The sequence below is a fragment of the Streptomyces fagopyri genome (genome assembly GCF_009498275.1).
GTDB lineage: Bacteria > Actinomycetota > Actinomycetes > Streptomycetales > Streptomycetaceae > Streptomyces > Streptomyces fagopyri.
Genome location: NZ_CP045643.1, coordinates 6,375,873 through 6,391,999, shown reverse-complemented (window position 1 = coordinate 6,391,999; position 16,127 = coordinate 6,375,873). Strand labels below are relative to the sequence as shown.

19 protein-coding genes and 1 tRNA gene are annotated in these 16,127 nt (G+C 70.5%); 16 read left to right on the top strand and 4 right to left on the bottom strand.

Annotated elements, in window-relative coordinates; translation table 11 throughout:
- Nucleotides 1-382: 382 nt before the first annotated feature.
- Nucleotides 383-850: an NUDIX hydrolase gene (locus GFH48_RS27540; protein ID WP_194280690.1), complete on the bottom strand. Its 468-nt coding sequence runs from the start codon at nucleotides 848-850 to the stop codon at nucleotides 383-385.
- Between the two features lie 18 nt (nucleotides 851-868).
- Here GFH48_RS27540 and GFH48_RS27535 point away from each other — a divergent pair, with 18 nt between their 5' ends.
- From GFH48_RS27535 to GFH48_RS27475, 13 genes are all read left to right on the top strand, one after another.
- Nucleotides 869-1,648 carry a GntR family transcriptional regulator gene (locus tag GFH48_RS27535; RefSeq protein ID WP_153290812.1) on the top strand — a complete coding sequence of 260 codons (780 nt, stop codon included), beginning with the start codon at nucleotides 869-871 and terminating at the stop codon, nucleotides 1,646-1,648.
- Nucleotides 1,649-1,787: 139 nt separating this feature from the next.
- On the top strand, nucleotides 1,788-2,141 hold the full coding sequence (locus GFH48_RS27530; RefSeq protein WP_095854622.1) for an SCO3933 family regulatory protein: 354 nt from the start codon (nucleotides 1,788-1,790) through the stop codon (nucleotides 2,139-2,141).
- A 2-nt stretch (nucleotides 2,142-2,143) separates the two neighbouring features.
- Nucleotides 2,144-3,499, top strand: a complete 1,356-nt coding sequence (locus GFH48_RS27525) for an FtsK/SpoIIIE domain-containing protein (protein WP_153290811.1) — start codon at nucleotides 2,144-2,146, stop codon at nucleotides 3,497-3,499.
- 80 nt (nucleotides 3,500-3,579) lie between these two features.
- A complete protein-coding gene (locus tag GFH48_RS27520) occupies nucleotides 3,580-3,783 on the top strand; it encodes a hypothetical protein (RefSeq protein ID WP_153290810.1) in 204 nt (67 codons plus the stop codon).
- Nucleotides 3,783-4,457 carry a DUF2637 domain-containing protein gene (locus tag GFH48_RS27515; RefSeq protein WP_153293138.1) on the top strand — a complete coding sequence of 225 codons (675 nt, stop codon included), beginning with the start codon at nucleotides 3,783-3,785 and terminating at the stop codon, nucleotides 4,455-4,457. The genes GFH48_RS27520 and GFH48_RS27515 overlap by 1 nt, the downstream gene beginning before the upstream one ends.
- Before the next feature lie 19 nt (nucleotides 4,458-4,476).
- Nucleotides 4,477-4,668 carry a mobile element transfer protein gene (locus GFH48_RS27510; protein ID WP_069764280.1) on the top strand — a complete coding sequence of 64 codons (192 nt, stop codon included), beginning with the start codon at nucleotides 4,477-4,479 and terminating at the stop codon, nucleotides 4,666-4,668.
- A 10-nt stretch (nucleotides 4,669-4,678) separates the two neighbouring features.
- Complete coding sequence (locus GFH48_RS27505) at nucleotides 4,679-4,834, top strand: hypothetical protein (protein WP_153290809.1); 156 nt, start codon at nucleotides 4,679-4,681, stop codon at nucleotides 4,832-4,834.
- 24 nt (nucleotides 4,835-4,858) lie between these two features.
- The gene (locus GFH48_RS27500) at nucleotides 4,859-5,188 is read left to right on the top strand and encodes a SpdD-like protein (RefSeq protein ID WP_153290808.1); all 330 of its coding nucleotides are present in this window, start codon (nucleotides 4,859-4,861) and stop codon (nucleotides 5,186-5,188) included.
- Between the two features lie 88 nt (nucleotides 5,189-5,276).
- Nucleotides 5,277-5,465 carry a hypothetical protein gene (locus GFH48_RS27495; protein ID WP_153290807.1) on the top strand — a complete coding sequence of 63 codons (189 nt, stop codon included), beginning with the start codon at nucleotides 5,277-5,279 and terminating at the stop codon, nucleotides 5,463-5,465.
- 5 nt (nucleotides 5,466-5,470) lie between these two features.
- A complete protein-coding gene (locus tag GFH48_RS39775; protein ID WP_153290806.1) occupies nucleotides 5,471-6,982 on the top strand; it encodes a DNA cytosine methyltransferase in 1,512 nt (503 codons plus the stop codon).
- A 2-nt stretch (nucleotides 6,983-6,984) separates the two neighbouring features.
- Nucleotides 6,985-8,361, top strand: coding sequence for a replication initiator protein RepSA (gene repSA, locus GFH48_RS27485; RefSeq protein ID WP_153293137.1), 1,377 nt, complete (start codon nucleotides 6,985-6,987; stop codon nucleotides 8,359-8,361).
- On the top strand, nucleotides 8,358-8,570 hold the full coding sequence (locus tag GFH48_RS27480; protein ID WP_153290805.1) for a helix-turn-helix domain-containing protein: 213 nt from the start codon (nucleotides 8,358-8,360) through the stop codon (nucleotides 8,568-8,570). Before repSA ends, GFH48_RS27480 begins: the two co-directional genes overlap by 4 nt.
- Nucleotides 8,570-9,703 (top strand): tyrosine-type recombinase/integrase, encoded by a 1,134-nt coding sequence (locus GFH48_RS27475; RefSeq protein ID WP_153290804.1) that lies wholly within the window; start codon nucleotides 8,570-8,572, stop codon nucleotides 9,701-9,703. Before GFH48_RS27480 ends, GFH48_RS27475 begins: the two co-directional genes overlap by 1 nt.
- A gap of 92 nt (nucleotides 9,704-9,795) precedes the next feature.
- Here the strand turns inward: GFH48_RS27475 and GFH48_RS27470 are convergent.
- Nucleotides 9,796-9,870 (bottom strand) — tRNA-Val (locus tag GFH48_RS27470).
- Nucleotides 9,871-10,082: 212 nt separating this feature from the next.
- On the opposite strand from GFH48_RS27470, the gene GFH48_RS27465 reads away from it, so the two are divergent.
- The 3 genes from GFH48_RS27465 to GFH48_RS27455 all read left to right on the top strand — a co-directional run bounded on the left by GFH48_RS27465 (nucleotide 10,083) and on the right by GFH48_RS27455 (nucleotide 13,429).
- Entirely contained in the window at nucleotides 10,083-10,889 is an 807-nt protein-coding gene (locus GFH48_RS27465; protein ID WP_153290803.1) for a DUF4097 family beta strand repeat-containing protein, read from the top strand.
- A 154-nt stretch (nucleotides 10,890-11,043) separates the two neighbouring features.
- Nucleotides 11,044-12,477 carry a hypothetical protein gene (locus GFH48_RS27460; protein ID WP_194280689.1) on the top strand — a complete coding sequence of 478 codons (1,434 nt, stop codon included), beginning with the start codon at nucleotides 11,044-11,046 and terminating at the stop codon, nucleotides 12,475-12,477.
- 187 nt (nucleotides 12,478-12,664) lie between these two features.
- Entirely contained in the window at nucleotides 12,665-13,429 is a 765-nt protein-coding gene (locus tag GFH48_RS27455) for a DUF4383 domain-containing protein (protein ID WP_153290801.1), read from the top strand.
- Between the two features lie 35 nt (nucleotides 13,430-13,464).
- Here the strand turns inward: GFH48_RS27455 and GFH48_RS27450 are convergent, their stop codons facing one another.
- Both GFH48_RS27450 and GFH48_RS27445 read right to left on the bottom strand, forming a co-directional pair.
- On the bottom strand, nucleotides 13,465-14,598 hold the full coding sequence (locus GFH48_RS27450) for an amidase domain-containing protein (protein WP_153293136.1): 1,134 nt from the start codon (nucleotides 14,596-14,598) through the stop codon (nucleotides 13,465-13,467).
- A 182-nt stretch (nucleotides 14,599-14,780) separates the two neighbouring features.
- Nucleotides 14,781-16,082, bottom strand: a complete 1,302-nt coding sequence (locus tag GFH48_RS27445; RefSeq protein WP_228120982.1) for a polysaccharide deacetylase family protein — start codon at nucleotides 16,080-16,082, stop codon at nucleotides 14,781-14,783.
- Nucleotides 16,083-16,127: the final 45 nt, after the last annotated feature.

Sequence of the window (16,127 nt, the reverse complement as noted above, 5' to 3'; positions counted from 1 at the left end):
CTTCCCGCCGTATCTATATGTTTGCTGCTGATAGCACTCGAGCGAGCCGTGTCCCTCGAGGTCGGCGGAGCGGCTTTGGGCGGGAGCTGCCATGGGGCGAGTGATCATGGCCCCGTAAGCTTCCGGCGAGTCGGGCAGTCTGTGGACCTGCCCGCTAAAGCACGACGTTGGGGCCATGATCTTCGAGGCTCGCCCCATGGTGGCTGCCTAAAGCCGTGGAGCCGACCGCCCCAGCCACAGAGGGTGTCCCCCCACTTCACGCCCGCAGCTCGCTAGCGCGCCGCCGGGCGGGGCCGCCGCTGGCGAAGACAGGGCGGCGGCCCCGCCGACAAGGCGGCGCGCACCCGCGCCGTGCGCGGGCCTTGATGAAGTAGGGAAAGTTCTACCGCGCCGTGATGAGGCTCTTGCCGTCGTGGCTGCGCACGTGAGGCCCGTTGCCGTCCAAGGCGTCCAGGAGCCGGACTGCGAAGACCTCGGCCATGCGCTCGCTGACCTCTTCGGGCGTGAGCCAGTCGACCGCGGTTGATTCGCTGGAGGTGCGCTCGGTGCCGCCGGAGGGCTTGCAGCGGAAGACCAGGGCGACGATCCCCCGGGTGGTGTTCTTGTACACCCCGGTGAGCTGGTCTACCTCGACGTGGATGCCGGTCTCCTCAAGGACTTCGCGGGCGACGCCGGCTTCGGGGGTCTCGTTGAGTTCCAGTACGCCACCGGGAAGTTCCCAAGTGCCGTTGTCCGCGCGGCGGATCGCCAAGAGTCGGCCGTCCTCACCAATCACCACTCCGGCTACGGACACGGAGTGGAGCGGCGTTGACTCGCCTTCATGGGCACTGTTACTCATGTGCAGGAGCATAGGAGGAAGAGAAGGACTATGGGAACAGCAGTAGGAGGTGAGCGGTCCGTACCTCGCTACGTACAGATCGCCGACGAGATCGTGCAGCAGATTCGGGCCGGTGTCATCAAGCCCGGCGACATGGTGCCCAGCGAGTCCGAGCTGGTCGACCGCTACGGCGTATCAGGCGGCACGATCCGCAAGGCCATGGTCGAGGTGCGTGCGAGCGGGCTGGTCGAGACACGGCACGGCAAGGGATCGATCGTGAAGGATCGGCCGCCCGTGCGCCATCGGTCCTCCGACCGCTTCCGGCGATCACTTCGGCAGGGTGGCAAAGCTGCCTATCTCGCCGAGTCCGCGCAGTCCGGCGCCACGGCCAAGGTGAGCGTCCTCTACATCGGCCCGATGGAGGCCCCCGAGGATGCCGCGGAGCGGTTGGGGGTCCCCGCCGGCACTCAGGTGCTCGCCCGGCGACGCCTCTACTTCCGCAACGGCACGCCCGTCGAGACGGCGACGTCGTACCTCCCGTGGGACGTCGTGAAGGACATCCCCGAGCTGTTCGCCGAGAACCCCGGCGGTGGCGGCATCTATGCCCGACTCGAAGACCATGGGCACGAGTTCGAGGAGTTCGTCGAGACGCTGCAAGGGCGGCCGGCCTCCAAGGCGGAGTCCTCGGAGCTGGCTCTCAGCCCTGGCTCCCCCGTGATTCATCTGATCCGTGAGGCGCGTACGACCGAGGGTCGCGTGGTCGAGGTCTGCGACACGCTCATGGCCGCTGACCAGTTCGTTTTCGAATATCGGATCCCCGCAGTCGACTGACGCGCACTCAACTCCCCCCAGCCCGTCGCGAGTTATTTTTCGCGGCGGGTTGACTCATGTACAGGAGTCATGCACTCTTCTTCATGTCACTCATGTACATGAGTGACGGAGTCCAGCCTCTATAGAGGAGTGAATCGCTGTGCGCCAAATTCCCGTCGACACCACGAACGCGACCGTGATGGTCGCCAAGGCCCCGCAGCCGAAGGTCAAGGACCGCCGGACCGGTGAGATCGCCCTCGACAAGGACGGCGTCACGCTGATGACGGTGGAGGTCATGTTCTCCACGCCGGACGAGGTGGAGATCCTCAAGCTCACCGTCCCCCAGCCGGGCGTCTCCGAGGACCTGGCCATGGGCACCCCCGTCGCCCTGACGGGCCTGGTCGCCTCGGCGTGGGAGAACGAGTTCAACGGCCAGAAGCGCCACGGAATCGCCTTCCGCGCGGTCGCCGTCACCTCGCTCGCCGCCGCCGGCTCGACGTCGAAGGCGGCCTGATCATGACCGCGTTAACGGTCGCGCTGGTGGTGGTCATCGCTGCCGCGCTGGTCCTGCGGTGGCGGCGCCCCGCCTGGTACTGGCTGGTCTTCGGTGCCGCCTTCGCCGCGGTGCGCGTCCTGTTCCAGTACACCTCCGTGATGGACGCCTGCGGGCTCACGGTTCCGCCGTCGCGCTGGCGCCTGGCCATGGCCCGTCTCGCCAACCGGCCCGTCCCCGAATCCCGCGCGCCACGCATCCTGCGCCTCCGGCCCACCCGGACCGGCCTGGTGCTCCGGCTCAAGCTCCGTCCCGGGCAAGACGCCTTCGACGTCTCCGCCTCCTGCGACCGGCTGCGCCACTCCTTCGCCATGTACGGCGTCACCTCACGTGAACTGCGCTCCGGGGTCGTCGAGGTCCGGATGACCGGATACGACGTCCTCAAGCGGGTCCAGATGCCCGCCAAGACCGATCCGGCACCGATGCGGGTCCCGGTCGCCCTACGCGAGGACGGTGCGGTGCACTACCGCGACTACCGGACCGTCCCGCACGGGCTCACGCTCGGTGCCACGGAGTCGGGGAAGTCCGTCTACCAGCGCAACCTGGTGGCCGGCCTCGCCCCGATGGATGTCGCGCTGGTCGGGATCGACTGCAAGCAGGGCGTGGAACTCTTCCCGCTGGCTCGCCGGTTCTCCGCGCTCGCCGACAATCCCAACGCCGCCCTCGACCTCCTCGAAGCCCTCGTCTCCCACATGGAAGACGTCTACCAGGTGATCCGGGCCGAGCAGCGGATCACGGTGAACGTGCCGGATGCGGAGATCGCCGCAGACATCTGGGACCTCCCCGACCACCTGCGCCCGGTCCCGATCGTGGTCCTGGTCGACGAGGTCGCCGAACTCGCCCTGTTCGCCACGAAGGACGAGGAGAGGCGCCGGGACCGCATCATCACCGCCCTGGTCCGCCTCGCCCAGCTCGGGCGGGCTGCTGGGATCTATCTGGAGATCTGCGGGCAGCGCTTCGGCTCCGAACTAGGCAAGGGCATCACCATGCTCCGGGCCCAGCTCACCGGCCGCACCGCCCACCGCGTCAACGACGAATCCTCCGCCAACATGGCCTTCGGAGACATCGCCCCCGACGCGGTCCTCGCCGCTATCCAGATCCCCACCGAGACCCCCGGCATCGCCGTGACCGGCGACTCCTCCGGCGGCTGGGCCCGTATCCGCGCGCCGCACACCACGCTGCGCCAAGCCGTGAACCTCTGCAACAAGCACGCCGGCCGCACCCCGGACCTGCCCGCCCTCGCGCCGTTCCGGCCCGTCGCCGGCACCCCGGCACTGGCCTCCGAGCCGCTGGCCAAGGCTGCTCCCGCGACCGCCTGACCCCTCCTGCTGCCCGGCTGGCGCGACCGTCTCGCGCCGGGTCCCTACCCCCTCCATGCCGGAAGGAAGGAACGCCCCCTATGTGTGAGCACATCGAGGACTTCCACCGCACCGTGCTGATGCTCGGCGCCCTGGCCCTCTACGCGGACACGCCCGGCGCCGACGACACGTTCATCGACACCATCGGCCCGTCGCTCGCCGCGTCGCTTCCCGAGCCCCCGCCGGGCATGTTCCCGCCCGGTTACGACCCCACCGACGGCCCCGAATACCCCGGCGGCTCGTGATGGCCCGCCCCGCGTTCCGCGTGGACGCCGTCCTCGTTCAGGCCGTCATCGCCGGAGCCCTCTCCTTCGCCCACCTCCACGAACTCGCCGACGCCGCCGGACAAACCGGCTGGAAAGGATGGGCCTACCCCATCTCCGTGGACCTGCTCCTCGTCGCCGCCTGGCGACGACTCCGGAGCGACGGTCCGTCCCGGCTGGCCTGGTCCTGGTTCCTCATCGCCCTGGTCGCCTCGCTCGGCGCCAACGTCGCCACCGCCGGATTCCTCGACCTCGCACACCCCCCGGCCTGGCTGCGCTTCGGCATCGCCGGATGGCCCGCCCTCGCCTTCCTCGGCGGCACCCTCCTCGCCCACTCCCACACCGCCAACGACCCGGAACCGAATCCGCCGGCCCCCGCGGTCTCGGCCCCGGCGCCGGAAGCCGATCGGGAATCCGCCCCCGAACCGCAGCCCGAACCGGCACCGCTTCCCGCAGCCGAGGACACTCCCGCTCTCACCCCCGCCGCTTCTGCTCCGGCTGGTCCGCCGGTCCCGACTGCGCTGGTCGACCACGCCCGCAAACTCGCCGCCGACCACCACACCCGCACCGGATCACCGATCGACACCGACACACTCCGCGCCCGACTCGGCGTCCCCCCGCACCTCGCCGACGCCATCGCCGCCCAACTCACCTGACCCGAAGGGAGAACCCGTCATGCCCGCTCGCGACCACTTCCACTCCGTGATGCGGATCGGCCCCGTGCAGATCGGCACCCACCGCGACCGCCACGGCCACACCAAACACGCCGCCGTGTGCACCAACGACCGCTGCGGCTGGTCCGCCGACTACTCCAGTCAGTCCGCCGCCCAGCTCGCCGCCCGCACCCACCGCTGCACCGCCCGCTGAGGAGACACCCGTGCAGGTCCCGCTCTGGTTCGCCCTGATCGTCGTCGGCTGGCTCGGCGTGAAGCTCATCCGCCCGCCCTGGTGGCTCGTCGCCGTCCTCCTCCTTGGCGGCTACCTCCTCGCCGACAGCCTGCTCGCCCCCGCCATCGACACCGCCGTCAAGTAACCACCCACGAAAGGAAACCCCGCCATGCTCCGCCCCAAGGTCCCGGCCATGCCCCAGCCCACCGGCTTCGTGACTCCGCCCGCGGTCGTCGAGCCGACCGCCGTCATCCAGCACACCCCGCAGACCCCGGCTCCCGCCCCGTTCGTCTCCCCGGCTCCGGTCCCGACACGGCCGGCCGTGCAGCTCACCCCCGGCGCCGTCATCGCCCTCGTCGGCAGCGGCACCGCGGTGGTCCTGGTCGTCGGCGCCGTCCTGGTCTCGATGCTCCTCGCGGTCGCCATCACCGGCGCATCCGTCGCCATCTGCGCCCTGGTCATCCGCTCGCTCATCAACGCGGACTCCAAGCGGCGCTGACCGGCCCCCGGGTGGCCTCAACCGCCAAGTCTCGCCCGCCCGGGAGCCGTGCCCCATCCCGATCTCGCAACCGGAAGGAACCCCCAGCATGACGCACCGCACCCGCCCGCCGTCCCGGATCTGCCCGAACTGCGACGGCTTCGCCTCCGCCGCCATCACCCTCGGCGGCCGCGACCGGAACGGCCACCTGCGGACCATCACCGCGCAGTGCCCCGCCTGCCACGGCACCGGCACGCTCACCGCACGCCGTTCCGTCCTCTCCCCGGCCGGGCGGTGACGGTCATGCGTCGCACTGCCACTTCCCGGCCCACGTCCATCCACCTGTTCTGTGGTGCCGGAGGCGACTCGGACGGATTCCGCCGCGCCGGCTTCGACGTCGTCCTCGGCGCCAACCACTGGTCCCGCGCGGTCGAGACCCACGCCGCCAACTTCCCCGAGGCCGAACACCTCTGCGTCGACCTCGACCACTACGACATGCGGCGCCTGCCCAAGGCCCGCGTCCTGGTCGGCTCCCCGATCTGCACCGAGGGCAGCCCCGCCGACGGCGTCAGCCGCCCCAAGGCACCGCTCTCCGCCGGGCAACTGGACCTCTTCCAGGAAGGCCCCATGCAGGCAGCCGCGTGGGAACGCACCCGCGCGACGGCCTACGACATCCTGCGCGCCGCCGAAGTCCACAACTTCGACGCCGTCATCTGCGAGAACGTCCCCCGCTTCGCCACCGCCTGGCCCCTGTTCGCCTGGTGGCTGCACGGCATGGAGATCCTCGGCTTCCGCCACCAGATCATCTCCGTCACCGCCGCCCACGTCGGGACCCTCGACAACCCGCACGCCCCGCAGTGGCGTGACCGAATCTTCATCGTCTTCACCCGCACCGGCATGCGCGCCCCGAACCTGCGACTGCGTCCGCCCGCCTGGTGCACGGGCTGCGAGAGCGACGTGGAAGCCGTGCAGTCCTGGCGCAACGGCCGCACGATCGGGAAGTACCGGCAGCAGTACGACTACCGCTGCCCCAACACCCGCTGCCGTCACCAGATCGTCGAACCCTACGTACGCCCCGCCGCCTCCGCGATCAACTGGGACGACCCCGGCATCCGGATCGGCGACCGCGCCGCCCACGGCAGGGGCCCCCTCGCCGACTCCACCCTCCGCAAGATCCGCCTCGGCCTCACCAAGCACCGGGTGCCGTCCGTGGTCACCGTCAACCACGCCGACCAGGGCGACGGCCGCGCGTTCCCCGCGCTCGCCGCACCCCTGCCCACCCGCACGGTCCGCATCGGCGACGGCATCGCCACACCCCCGCTGCTCGTCCCGGCCGGCGGGAGCTGGAACACCACCGCGTCCCCAGTCACCGCACCCATGCGGACCCGCACCACCCGCGACAGCGAAGCCCTCCTGGTGCCCGCCGCGTTCATCACCGAGCACCGCGGGGGCGGCTCGACCACCCGCGCCATCGGTGACCCGCTCGCCTCCATCACCGCCGGCGGCAACCACCACGGACTCGTCATCCCCTACCGCAAGGGCAGCCCTACGACGACCGGCACCCCGCTCCACACCATCGCCACCCGCGAATCCGCCGCCCTCGTCCTCGCCGCCGACAACCGTGTCCCCGACCCGGTCGAGGTCGAGGACTGCTACTTCCGGATGCTCTCCCCGCGTGAACACCTACGCGCCCAGCGCTTCACCGACGACTACACCGTCCTCGGCCACGGCGGCGAACAGACCAAACAGGCCGGGAACGCCGTGCCCGCCAACGTCGCCCAGTGGATCGCCACCGCCCTCCTGGAGGTCCTGTGACCCTGAACCTCCTGACCGACCCCGTCACCCTCGGCGACCTGCTGAGGGTGGCCTCGGCCGACGACTTCGACCGCTGGCACGAACAGATCCGCCGCACCGGCGGCTGCGCCGACCCCATCCACCTCACCGGCTGGACCCTCACCAAGGACAAGACCACCGGCCAGACCCTGCACCACTACTCGACCGAGTCCGAGCCGGGCGGACGGCTGCGGGTCGCGTGCGGCAACCGGCGGGCCTCCCGCTGCCCCTCCTGCGCGTGGACGTACGCCGGCGACACCTACCACCTCATCCGTTCGGGCCTGGCCGGAGACGACCGCCGCGACATCCCCTCCACCGTCCGCGACCACCCCCGCGTCTTCGCCACCCTCACCGCCCCCTCCTTCGGCCCCGTCCACAACCGTCCCGACCGCGGCGTCTGTCGTTGCGGCATCCGTCACCCCGCCGCCGACCCCGCGCTCGGCACGGCCCTCGATCTGGAGACGTACGACTACGCGGGCGCCGTCCTGTTCAACAACCACGCGGGCGACCTGTGGCAGCGCTTCACCAACCGGCTCCGCCGCGAACTTGCTGCCCGCGCTGGCCTGTCACAGCGGGAGTTGAAGGAGTCGGCCCGGCTCTCCTACGGCAAAGTCGCCGAGTTCCAAAAGCGCGGCGCCCTGCACTTCCACGCCGTGATCCGCCTCGACGGAGCGGACGGCCCCGACACCCCGCCCCCGTCCTGGGCGAGCGTCGGCCTGCTCACCGACGCCATCCGCGCGGCCGCCGCGCACTCCTACACCTCGGTCTCCGCCCCCGCGGTCGACACGCAGCCGGCGCGCACCTTCCGGTGGGGAACTCAGCTCGACGTCCGCCCTGTGAAGGCGTTCGGGGACGGCTCCGACATCACCGAGCAGGCGGTCGCCTCCTACGTCGCGAAGTACGCCACCAAAGCCGCGGAGAACACCGGCACCCTCGACCGCCGGATCGGCGAACTCGCCGAACTCGACCGCCACCAGATCCCCGACCACACCCGCCGCCTCATCGAAGCCTGCAAGCACCTCGATCCGCTCTACCCCGAACGGCGCCTGTGGGCGTGGGCTCACATGCTCGGCTTTCGCGGCCACTTCTCCTCCAAGTCGCGCCGCTACTCCACCACCCTCGGCGAACTCCGCCAGGCCCGCGCCGACTTCCGCGCCGCACAGGAACGCGAAGCCCTCGGCCTGGACGACCGCGAGCCGGACACCGTCCTCGTCCTGGCCGACTGGCAGTACGCCGGCCACGGCCACACCCCCGGCGAATCCGCCCTCGCCGCCACCATCGCCCGCGACCTCCAGCACAACCGCGAGACCGCCCGCGAAGCCCTACGCGACCAACTCGCCCTGGAAGGAGCCGCCGCATGAAGGACCGATACCTCAGCGTCGATCAGGTGGCCGAACTGCTCGGCACCTCCGCGCGCTTCCCCCGGCGCCTGATAGCCGAGCGGCGCATCACCTTCGTGAAGGTCGGCCGTCACGTCCGAATCCCGGAGAGTGCCGTGGACGCCTACATCACGGAGCACACCGTGGAGCCGATCACGGTCCGTCCCTCGCGCCTGAAGGCGGTGGCCTGATGGCGAACTCCAAGGGGCGCCGTCGCCGCTTCGGGTCCGTGCGCAAGTTGCCCTCCGGCCGCTTCCAGGCCCGCTACCGAGGCCCGGACGGTCTGATGCGCACGGCTGACACGACGTTCGCGACGCAGACCGATGCGGACCGCTGGCTGGTCAAGCAAGAGGCCAAGATCCTCGACGGCGACTGGACGAACCCCGACGTGAAGATCGCGTTCGGTGACTTCGCGCGGTCGTGGTTCAAGGATCGTGACTACGCGGCCACCACGCGGGAGCGCAACGCCGGCGTGCTCAACCGGCACATCCTGCCGACGTTCCGCGCTGTCCCCCTGCGGGAGATCACCACGCCGCAGGTACGGCGCTGGCGTACTGACCTGCTCGATGCCGGAGTCGGGCCGGCCACCGTCTCCAAGGCGTACCAAGTCCTCCGGGCCATCATGAACACAGCCGTGGATGACGGACTGATCGAACGCAATCCGTGCCGGGTTAAGGGCGCGGGAACGGTCACCCACACCGAGCGGCCGTTCCTCTCTGTACCCGAGGTGTACCGGCTCGCCGACGCGGTCCCGCCGCACTGCCGCGCCCTGGTCCTCCTGGCCGCGTTCGCCGTGCTCCGCTTCGGCGAGCTGGCCGCTCTCCAGCGTCGGGACATCGACGTGGAGGCCCGTACCGTCTCCGTCCGCCGCTCGTACTCCGAGACCCGGACCGACGGCCTCACGGTCAAGGCGCCCAAGAGCGCGGCAGGCGTCCGCACCGTGGCGTTCCCGGCCTCGCTCGTGCCCGAGTTGGCGCACCACCTGGCGGAGCATGCGGAAGCCGGCCGCACCGGGCTCGTCTTCGTCGGGGCCCGCGGCGGTGTCCTCCGGCGGAACAACTTCCGGCGGATCTGGCTCCGCGCGCTCACCGCGACCGGTCTCGGTGACGTCCACTTCCACGATCTCCGGCACACCGGGAACACCCTCGCCGCGACCGGCGGCGCCACCACCCGCGAGTTGATGCAACGGATGGGCCACTCGTCGGTGCGGGCCGCGCTGGTCTATCAGCACCTCGTCAACGGGCGCGATCACGAGATCGCCGACTACGTGGACGGTCAGATCAGGAAGGTGAAGCGTCCTCCGCGCGGTCCATCTGGCACGTGAGTGGCACGGCGGCCCTCACCGGCCGGAAACGACAGAGGCCCAGATCACCGGCATCACACCGGCTGACCTGGGCCTTGTTCGTGTCCTGAGACTGGTGGGCGCGGACGGTTTCGAACCGCCGACATCCGCCTTGTAAGGGCGGCGCTCTACCGCTGAGCTACGCGCCCAGGACGAGTCGACAGCCTACATTGCCCGGGGGCATGCCCCGCAAACCCGTATCCGGTCGGGAAGGGCCGGTGGGCGGGGGTTAACCCCACCCCCGATCCGCCAGCCGCCCGGATCCCCCGGCGGAGCCCGGATCCGTACGGTCGAAGTGCGTCGAAGGAACGGCCCGAGGGGCCCGGCGCACGTCGCGTTCTTCTCAGGGGGATGAATCTTCATGGCACGTACAGCACGTACAGGAAGTACAGCACGTACGGCACATACAGCACGTACTCGGGCAGTGGCCGCGACCGGCGCCGTCGTGGCCCTCGTCGCGTCGCTCGCGGCATGCGGCGCCGGCGCCGGGGACGACCAGCACCCGGATCACCGGTCCTTCGCCCTGCACGGGCGCACGCTCACCGTCGACTCCGACGACTCCGCGCTCGAACTCGTCGTCGCCGGCTCCCGTACGGACAAGGTCGAGGTGACCCGGTGGTTCGAGGGGCACGTCGTCGTCGGAGGCGACCCCCGGGTGACCTGGGCGATGAAGGACGACCGGCTCATCCTGCGGATGAAGTGCTCGGGCATGATCGCCGACTGCAGCGCCAAGCACCGGATCGTGGTGCCGCCCGGCGTCGCCGTGAAGGTCGTCGACGGCGACGGCAGCGTACGGGCGAACGGCTTCGCGGCGGCCCTGAGCATCCGTACGTCGGACGGCAGCGTCCGCGTGACGGACTCCTCCGGCCCGCTGGACCTGCGCAGCGGCGACGGCTCGATCAGCGCGCTCGACGTGGACTCGCGCCGGGTGCGCGCCCGTACCGAGGACGGCTCCGTACGGCTCGGGCTCGGCGTCGTACCCGACCTGGTGGACTCCCGCAGCGGCGACGGTTCCCTCACCATCGAGCTGCCCCACCACGCCTACCGGGTGGCCGCCGGGAGCGACGACGGCTCGGTGCACGTGTCCGTGCCCCGCGACCCGGCCGGCTCCCACCGCGTCTCCGCGCACACCGGCGACGGGAACATCACCGTACGGACCGCGGAGTAGCTCGGGTTCGAGCTGCCCGTCCGAGCCGACGGCCGGGCCGGAGGATCGAGCCGCCGGTCCGTGCTCCGATTCGAACCCGCGTCTCGAACTTGCGAACCTTTCGGCCCGTGTGTTCGTCCTCTACCGGTGGGAGAATGACACCGGTACGGGGTGGATGACAGCACGGGAGAGGGATGTGACGGCGACGACATCTTCAGAGCCGCACACACCGTCGTCGTCGGGCGCGCCCCCGGTGCGCCCACGTGGCCTCCGTCGCGCCCCTCGCTCCCACGCGTACCGTGACGCGCTGACCCTCATGACGCTTCCGCTGCTGGCCGCGCTCGTCCTGCCCGGCGCGTTCGCCGGTGGCGGCACCCGCCGGTGGTTCGGCGGACGTTCCGAGAGCCAGCGTGCCGAGGCACAGGCCGCGAAGGACGCCGCCGCGTCCGCCTTCTACGAACTGGACACCGCCCAGCGGGATCTGCGCATCTCGATCGAGACGATCACCGCTGTCGACGACTCCCCCGCCGCCCGCCGCGCCGTCTCCGACTTCGACGCGCTGGGGCGGCGCATCGACGAGGCGAGCCGGAAGTACATCGAGGCCGTCGACGCCCACGATCTCGACCGGGACGAGCTGGAGGCCTCGGTCGCCGCGCGCGCCCGTACCGAGCTGACCGCCGCCAAGGACGAGTTGAACCGGGTGAAGGGCGAGCTGGACCGGTACGCGCAGGGGCTAGGTCCGCTGCTCGGCAAGGCCGAGACCCAGTTGGCCCGCCTCGCGCCGGCCGTCGAGCGGGCCCGGCAGGCGCTGCTCGCCGCGTCGAACGCGCTGGACGGCGTCCGTGGCTCGGGGCTCACCGCCGATGATCTCGCCGCCCGCCTGGCCGCTCTCGCACCCGAACTGACCAGGCTCAACCAGGGAGCCGGACAGCACGGCGTGCCCGAGACGCTGGAACGGGCCGAGCGGGTCTCCCGGGAGGCCGGGGCGGTGCGCGCGGAGGCCGAGCGGCTGCCGGAGCGGGCCGCCGAGATCGACCACCGGCTGGTGTCGCTGCGCACCCGCGCCGAGGCGCTGACCACCCGTGCCGGGCAGGTGGAGCCGGTACTGAGCGAGCTGCGGCGCCGGTTCACGGCCGCGTGCTGGCAGGACCTCCAGCACGTACCCGACCAGGCCGCGGAGAACGTACGGCAGGCCGAACTCAGGCTGAAGGAGGCGCAGGCCGCGCGGGACGCCCAGCGCTGGCCGGACGCGACCTCGCTGCTGTCCACCGTGCGGGCGCTGCTGAACGGCACCGACGAGGCGGTGTCGGCGGCCGGCGACCGGCTGCGGCGGCTCAACGCCGTCGCCAAGGACCCGCAGCAGGAGATCGACCGCACCCGGTTCGCCCTGCGCGACGCCCAGCGGCTGGCCATGGCGGGCCGCAACACGCCGGACCCGCGACACGCCCGTCCGCTCGACGAGGCCGTGTCCCGCCTGGACCGCGCCGTCTCCGCGCTGGAGGGGCGCCATCCCGACTTCTGGTACTTCCTGACCGAGACGGAGGCGGTACGGGGGGCGGCGGCGCGGGTCGTCTCCCAGATCCGCGAGGAGCGCGGAGCCGGGGCCTGAGACGGCCGGGTCCGCCTCACCCCTGGGTCTGCCTCACTCCTGGGCCGGCCCCATGCCCGACCGTCGCTGTGCCCGGCCGTCGCTGCCCGGCCGTCGCGGCCCGGCCGGTCTGTGGTGGCGGTCCCGGCCACGCGGGCGGATGCTGGTGGGTACGTACGGCCTCCGCTAGCTGCAGAGGGAGGCGGATATGGCCACGCACGTACTTCGTCCCGGACCCAGGAAGCGCTTCGCCCTCGACGAGCACCTGCCCGTCGATCACCGGCTGAGCACGTTCTACCGGATAGGCGCGGGCCTGATGGGCCTGTTCCTGCTCGCCTTCGGCATCCTGGGCCTCACCGACAACATCGGCTTCTTCACCACCCACGGGGACACCGTCGTGGGGCTGAACACCAACGGCACGCTCAGTGTGCTGTCCATCTGCGTCGGGCTCATCCTGTTCGCGGGCATGGTGATCGGCGGGAACGTCGCGTCGACCGTGAACATGGTGTTCGGCGTGCTGTTCATCCTCAGCGGCTTCCTGAACCTGGCGCTGCTGGACACCACCTTCAACTTCCTCGCCTTCCACATCCAGAACGTGCTGTTCAGCTTCGTGGTGGGCGTCCTGCTGATGTTCTTCGGGATGTACGGGAGGGTCGGCTCGGCACTGCCGCACGACAACCCGTACTGGAAGGCCCGCCATCCCGAGACGGTGGAGCGGGAGGAGCGCATCCGGACCCTGAACGAGTCGGCCACGGCGACGGCCCTGCAACGAGGCCGCAGCACCCCGGAGGCACCGGGGACCCCGGGAGCGGGCGTCTCCAGAAGGAAGGACCCGGGTGTCATGGGTCCCGGAGACGGGAGCCGCGGCGCCGGGAAATCCCGCGGTGAGGACCCCGGCACCCTGGGCCGCCAGGGCGAGGACCCCGGCACCGCGGGCCCCGGGGGCAGGGATCCCGGGGCCATGGACCCGTAGGCCACGCGATCCGGGCGGTCACGTGACCGCCCGGATCAGGTGCGGTAGGCGTAGTACGCGGAGTTCGGGTACGACGCGAGGAGGCTCGACACCGACCGGCGGTAGGTGTCGGTGTCGTGGTAGGTCAGATACGGTACGCCGCTCGAACTGCGGTAGGACGTGATCATGGTGTGGTCCTTGGACCCGTCCTTGTCGAAGTCCATCTGCATGACGTCGCCGACGTCCATCTGGTAGACGTTCGCCAGCGGGGTGGTCCGCCGTGCGGTCTGGGTGAACCAGGACCACTCGTTCACCCCGACCCAGGAGTCGGACTGCCCCGAAGTGCCGTAGTACCAGGTGCCGTAGTCCTCGTCCGAGGACGTCACCGACTGCCAGCCACCCGCCTTCAGGGACTGGCTCACATAGTTGGTGCAGTCGCCGCCGGCCGAATTGAAGCTCCGGTAGGCGGTGTTGTAGTTCTTCCAGTACTTCTCGGCGTACGTGGCCATCGCCGCGTAGTCGTACGTGCCGCCGGTGAGGTTCTTGGCGGCGGCGGGCGCGGGATACGTGGTCGCCGCCCTGGGCGCGTCGATGACCGCCATCGTGGTCACGCCCGCCGGCGTGGCGGTCACGGGCTCGGCGACGGTCACCGGCTCGTTGACCTGCCGGGGACCGTCGTCCGTCGAGCGCAGGCCGGACAGCTTCCAGGTGCCGTCCGGCTGGGCGGCGAACGTCAGGACGTGGTGCGCGCTGAAGCCCGTCGTGGCGGGCTCGTCGCCACGGATCCTCCGGTAGGTGAGGACGGTGGTCTCGGTGACCCAGGCCGTCGCCCGCTTTCCCGTCACCCGGGTCCGGTCGACGGTGACCCCGGTGTCGGCGGCGGTGTAGGCCTCGCCCAGCGCCGCGAGGCGGGACCGGGTGCCGTGCAGGGAGGCGACCGCGGTGTCCTCGGTGCGCGTCAGCGCGGCGGACAGGGAGACCCCTCTCGTCCCCGCGGCGTTCGCGGCCGCTCTCAGTGCCGCGCGGGGGGCCACCGTCCCCGGGACGAGCAGGGCGTCCGTGCGGTCGGTCAGCACGGCGTCCGCGATCCGGCCGAAGGCGTCGGTCGTGGCCCGGTCGACGGTGACGGGCGCGTTCGCCGCGTGGGCGGTGGACAGGGGCAGCAGGACGGCGGAGAGGGCAACCGCCATCAGCACGGTCGAGCGGCTGCGGCTCGACGTCTGCGATCTCACTGAAGATTCTCCTCGGGTCCCCCGGCCGGGCGCCGGGCAGAGAATCTTTACATGTCCCGTTCAACTGCGGTGAAACCGGGGAGATTTCCCGGAGGAAGGGTCAACTCCCGTACGGAAAAGGTAAGTTGACCGGCCGACAGCTACTTCACCACCGTCGACCAGTCCGGTGACTGCGCGGGATCCAGGCTGCGCAGCCTGGCCAGCGTCGCCGGCTTCTGCACGTCGAGCCAGTCGGCCAGTTCCCGGAAGGACACACAGCGAACGCCCTTCTTGGTGCAGACGTTCTTGACGACCTGATCGATGGACTTCATGTAGATGCCACCGTTCCAGTCCTCGAAGTGGTTGCCGATGAAGAGCGGCGCCCGGCTGCCGTAGTACACGCGGTCGAAGCCCGCCATGTACGACTGCACGGTCTCCTGCTCCCACTGCGGGTACTTCGCGGGGTCGCCCGTGGTCTCGCCGCCGGACTGGTTGTAGAGGAAGTTGAAGTCCATGGACAGGCCCTGGTACTTGCCGTTCTCGTACGGGAGCATCTGGAGCGGGAAGTCCCAGACGCCCTCCTGCTTGGTGGGCCATATCTGGTACTGGCCGGCCGAGCTGGCGTCGTAGCGCCACTTGTACTTCTTGGCGGTGGCCTTCATGGCCTTGAGCAGGTTCGGCTGCCCCTCCAGACACGGCGCGCGACCGCCGTTGACCTCACGCGTGGGGTCGAAGGGCAGGGCCGGCAGGTCCGTGTAGCCGGTGTTGGTCTTCCACTTCTCCACGAAGGAGAAGAACTGGTTGATCTCGCTCTCCCACTCCGCCACACTCCAGTCCCCGCCGCCCTTGTCACCGCAGAAGTGGCCGTTGAAGTGGGTGCCGATCTCGTTGCCCTCCTTCCACGCCTCGCCGAGCTGCTCCAGCGTGGTGCGGATGTGCTCGTCGGTGGGGTAGCTGATCGCGGCGGAGCCCGGCGAGTGCATCGGCGGCTCGTAGAGCGTCTTCTTGGCCTTGGGCAGCAGATAGATGCCGGTCAGGAAGAACGTCATGTGGGCGTTGTACTCCTTGGCCATCTCCGTGTAGTGGGAGAACAGCTTGTCGTCGCCCTGCAGGGCGCCGTCCCAGGAGAACACGACGAACTGGGGCGGTTTCTCACCCGGTTTGAGCGGCACGGGCTTCAACCCGCCCTTCTGCGGGCCGCTGTAGGACGTGGAGCCGTCCCCGAGCACCTTGGTCTTCCCGTCCCACACGGGCTCCTTGGGCGCCTTCGGGGCTGCACTGGAGCCGCGTCCGGCGGACGCGGCCGGAGTGGTGCTGTCCGAGCCCCGCAGAGCGAGGAAGGTGGCCGTCGAGGTGGCCACGACGAGGAACGCCGTCATCGCCACGAAACTCTGGCGGGCGGACGTGGCAGCGGAACCGGGAGCGGGCTCGCGGCGGCGGCGCCTGCTGTGCTTCGAGTTCATACGGGGCACATTCTGGGATGGGGGCGGACGGAGCGAGGGACGGCT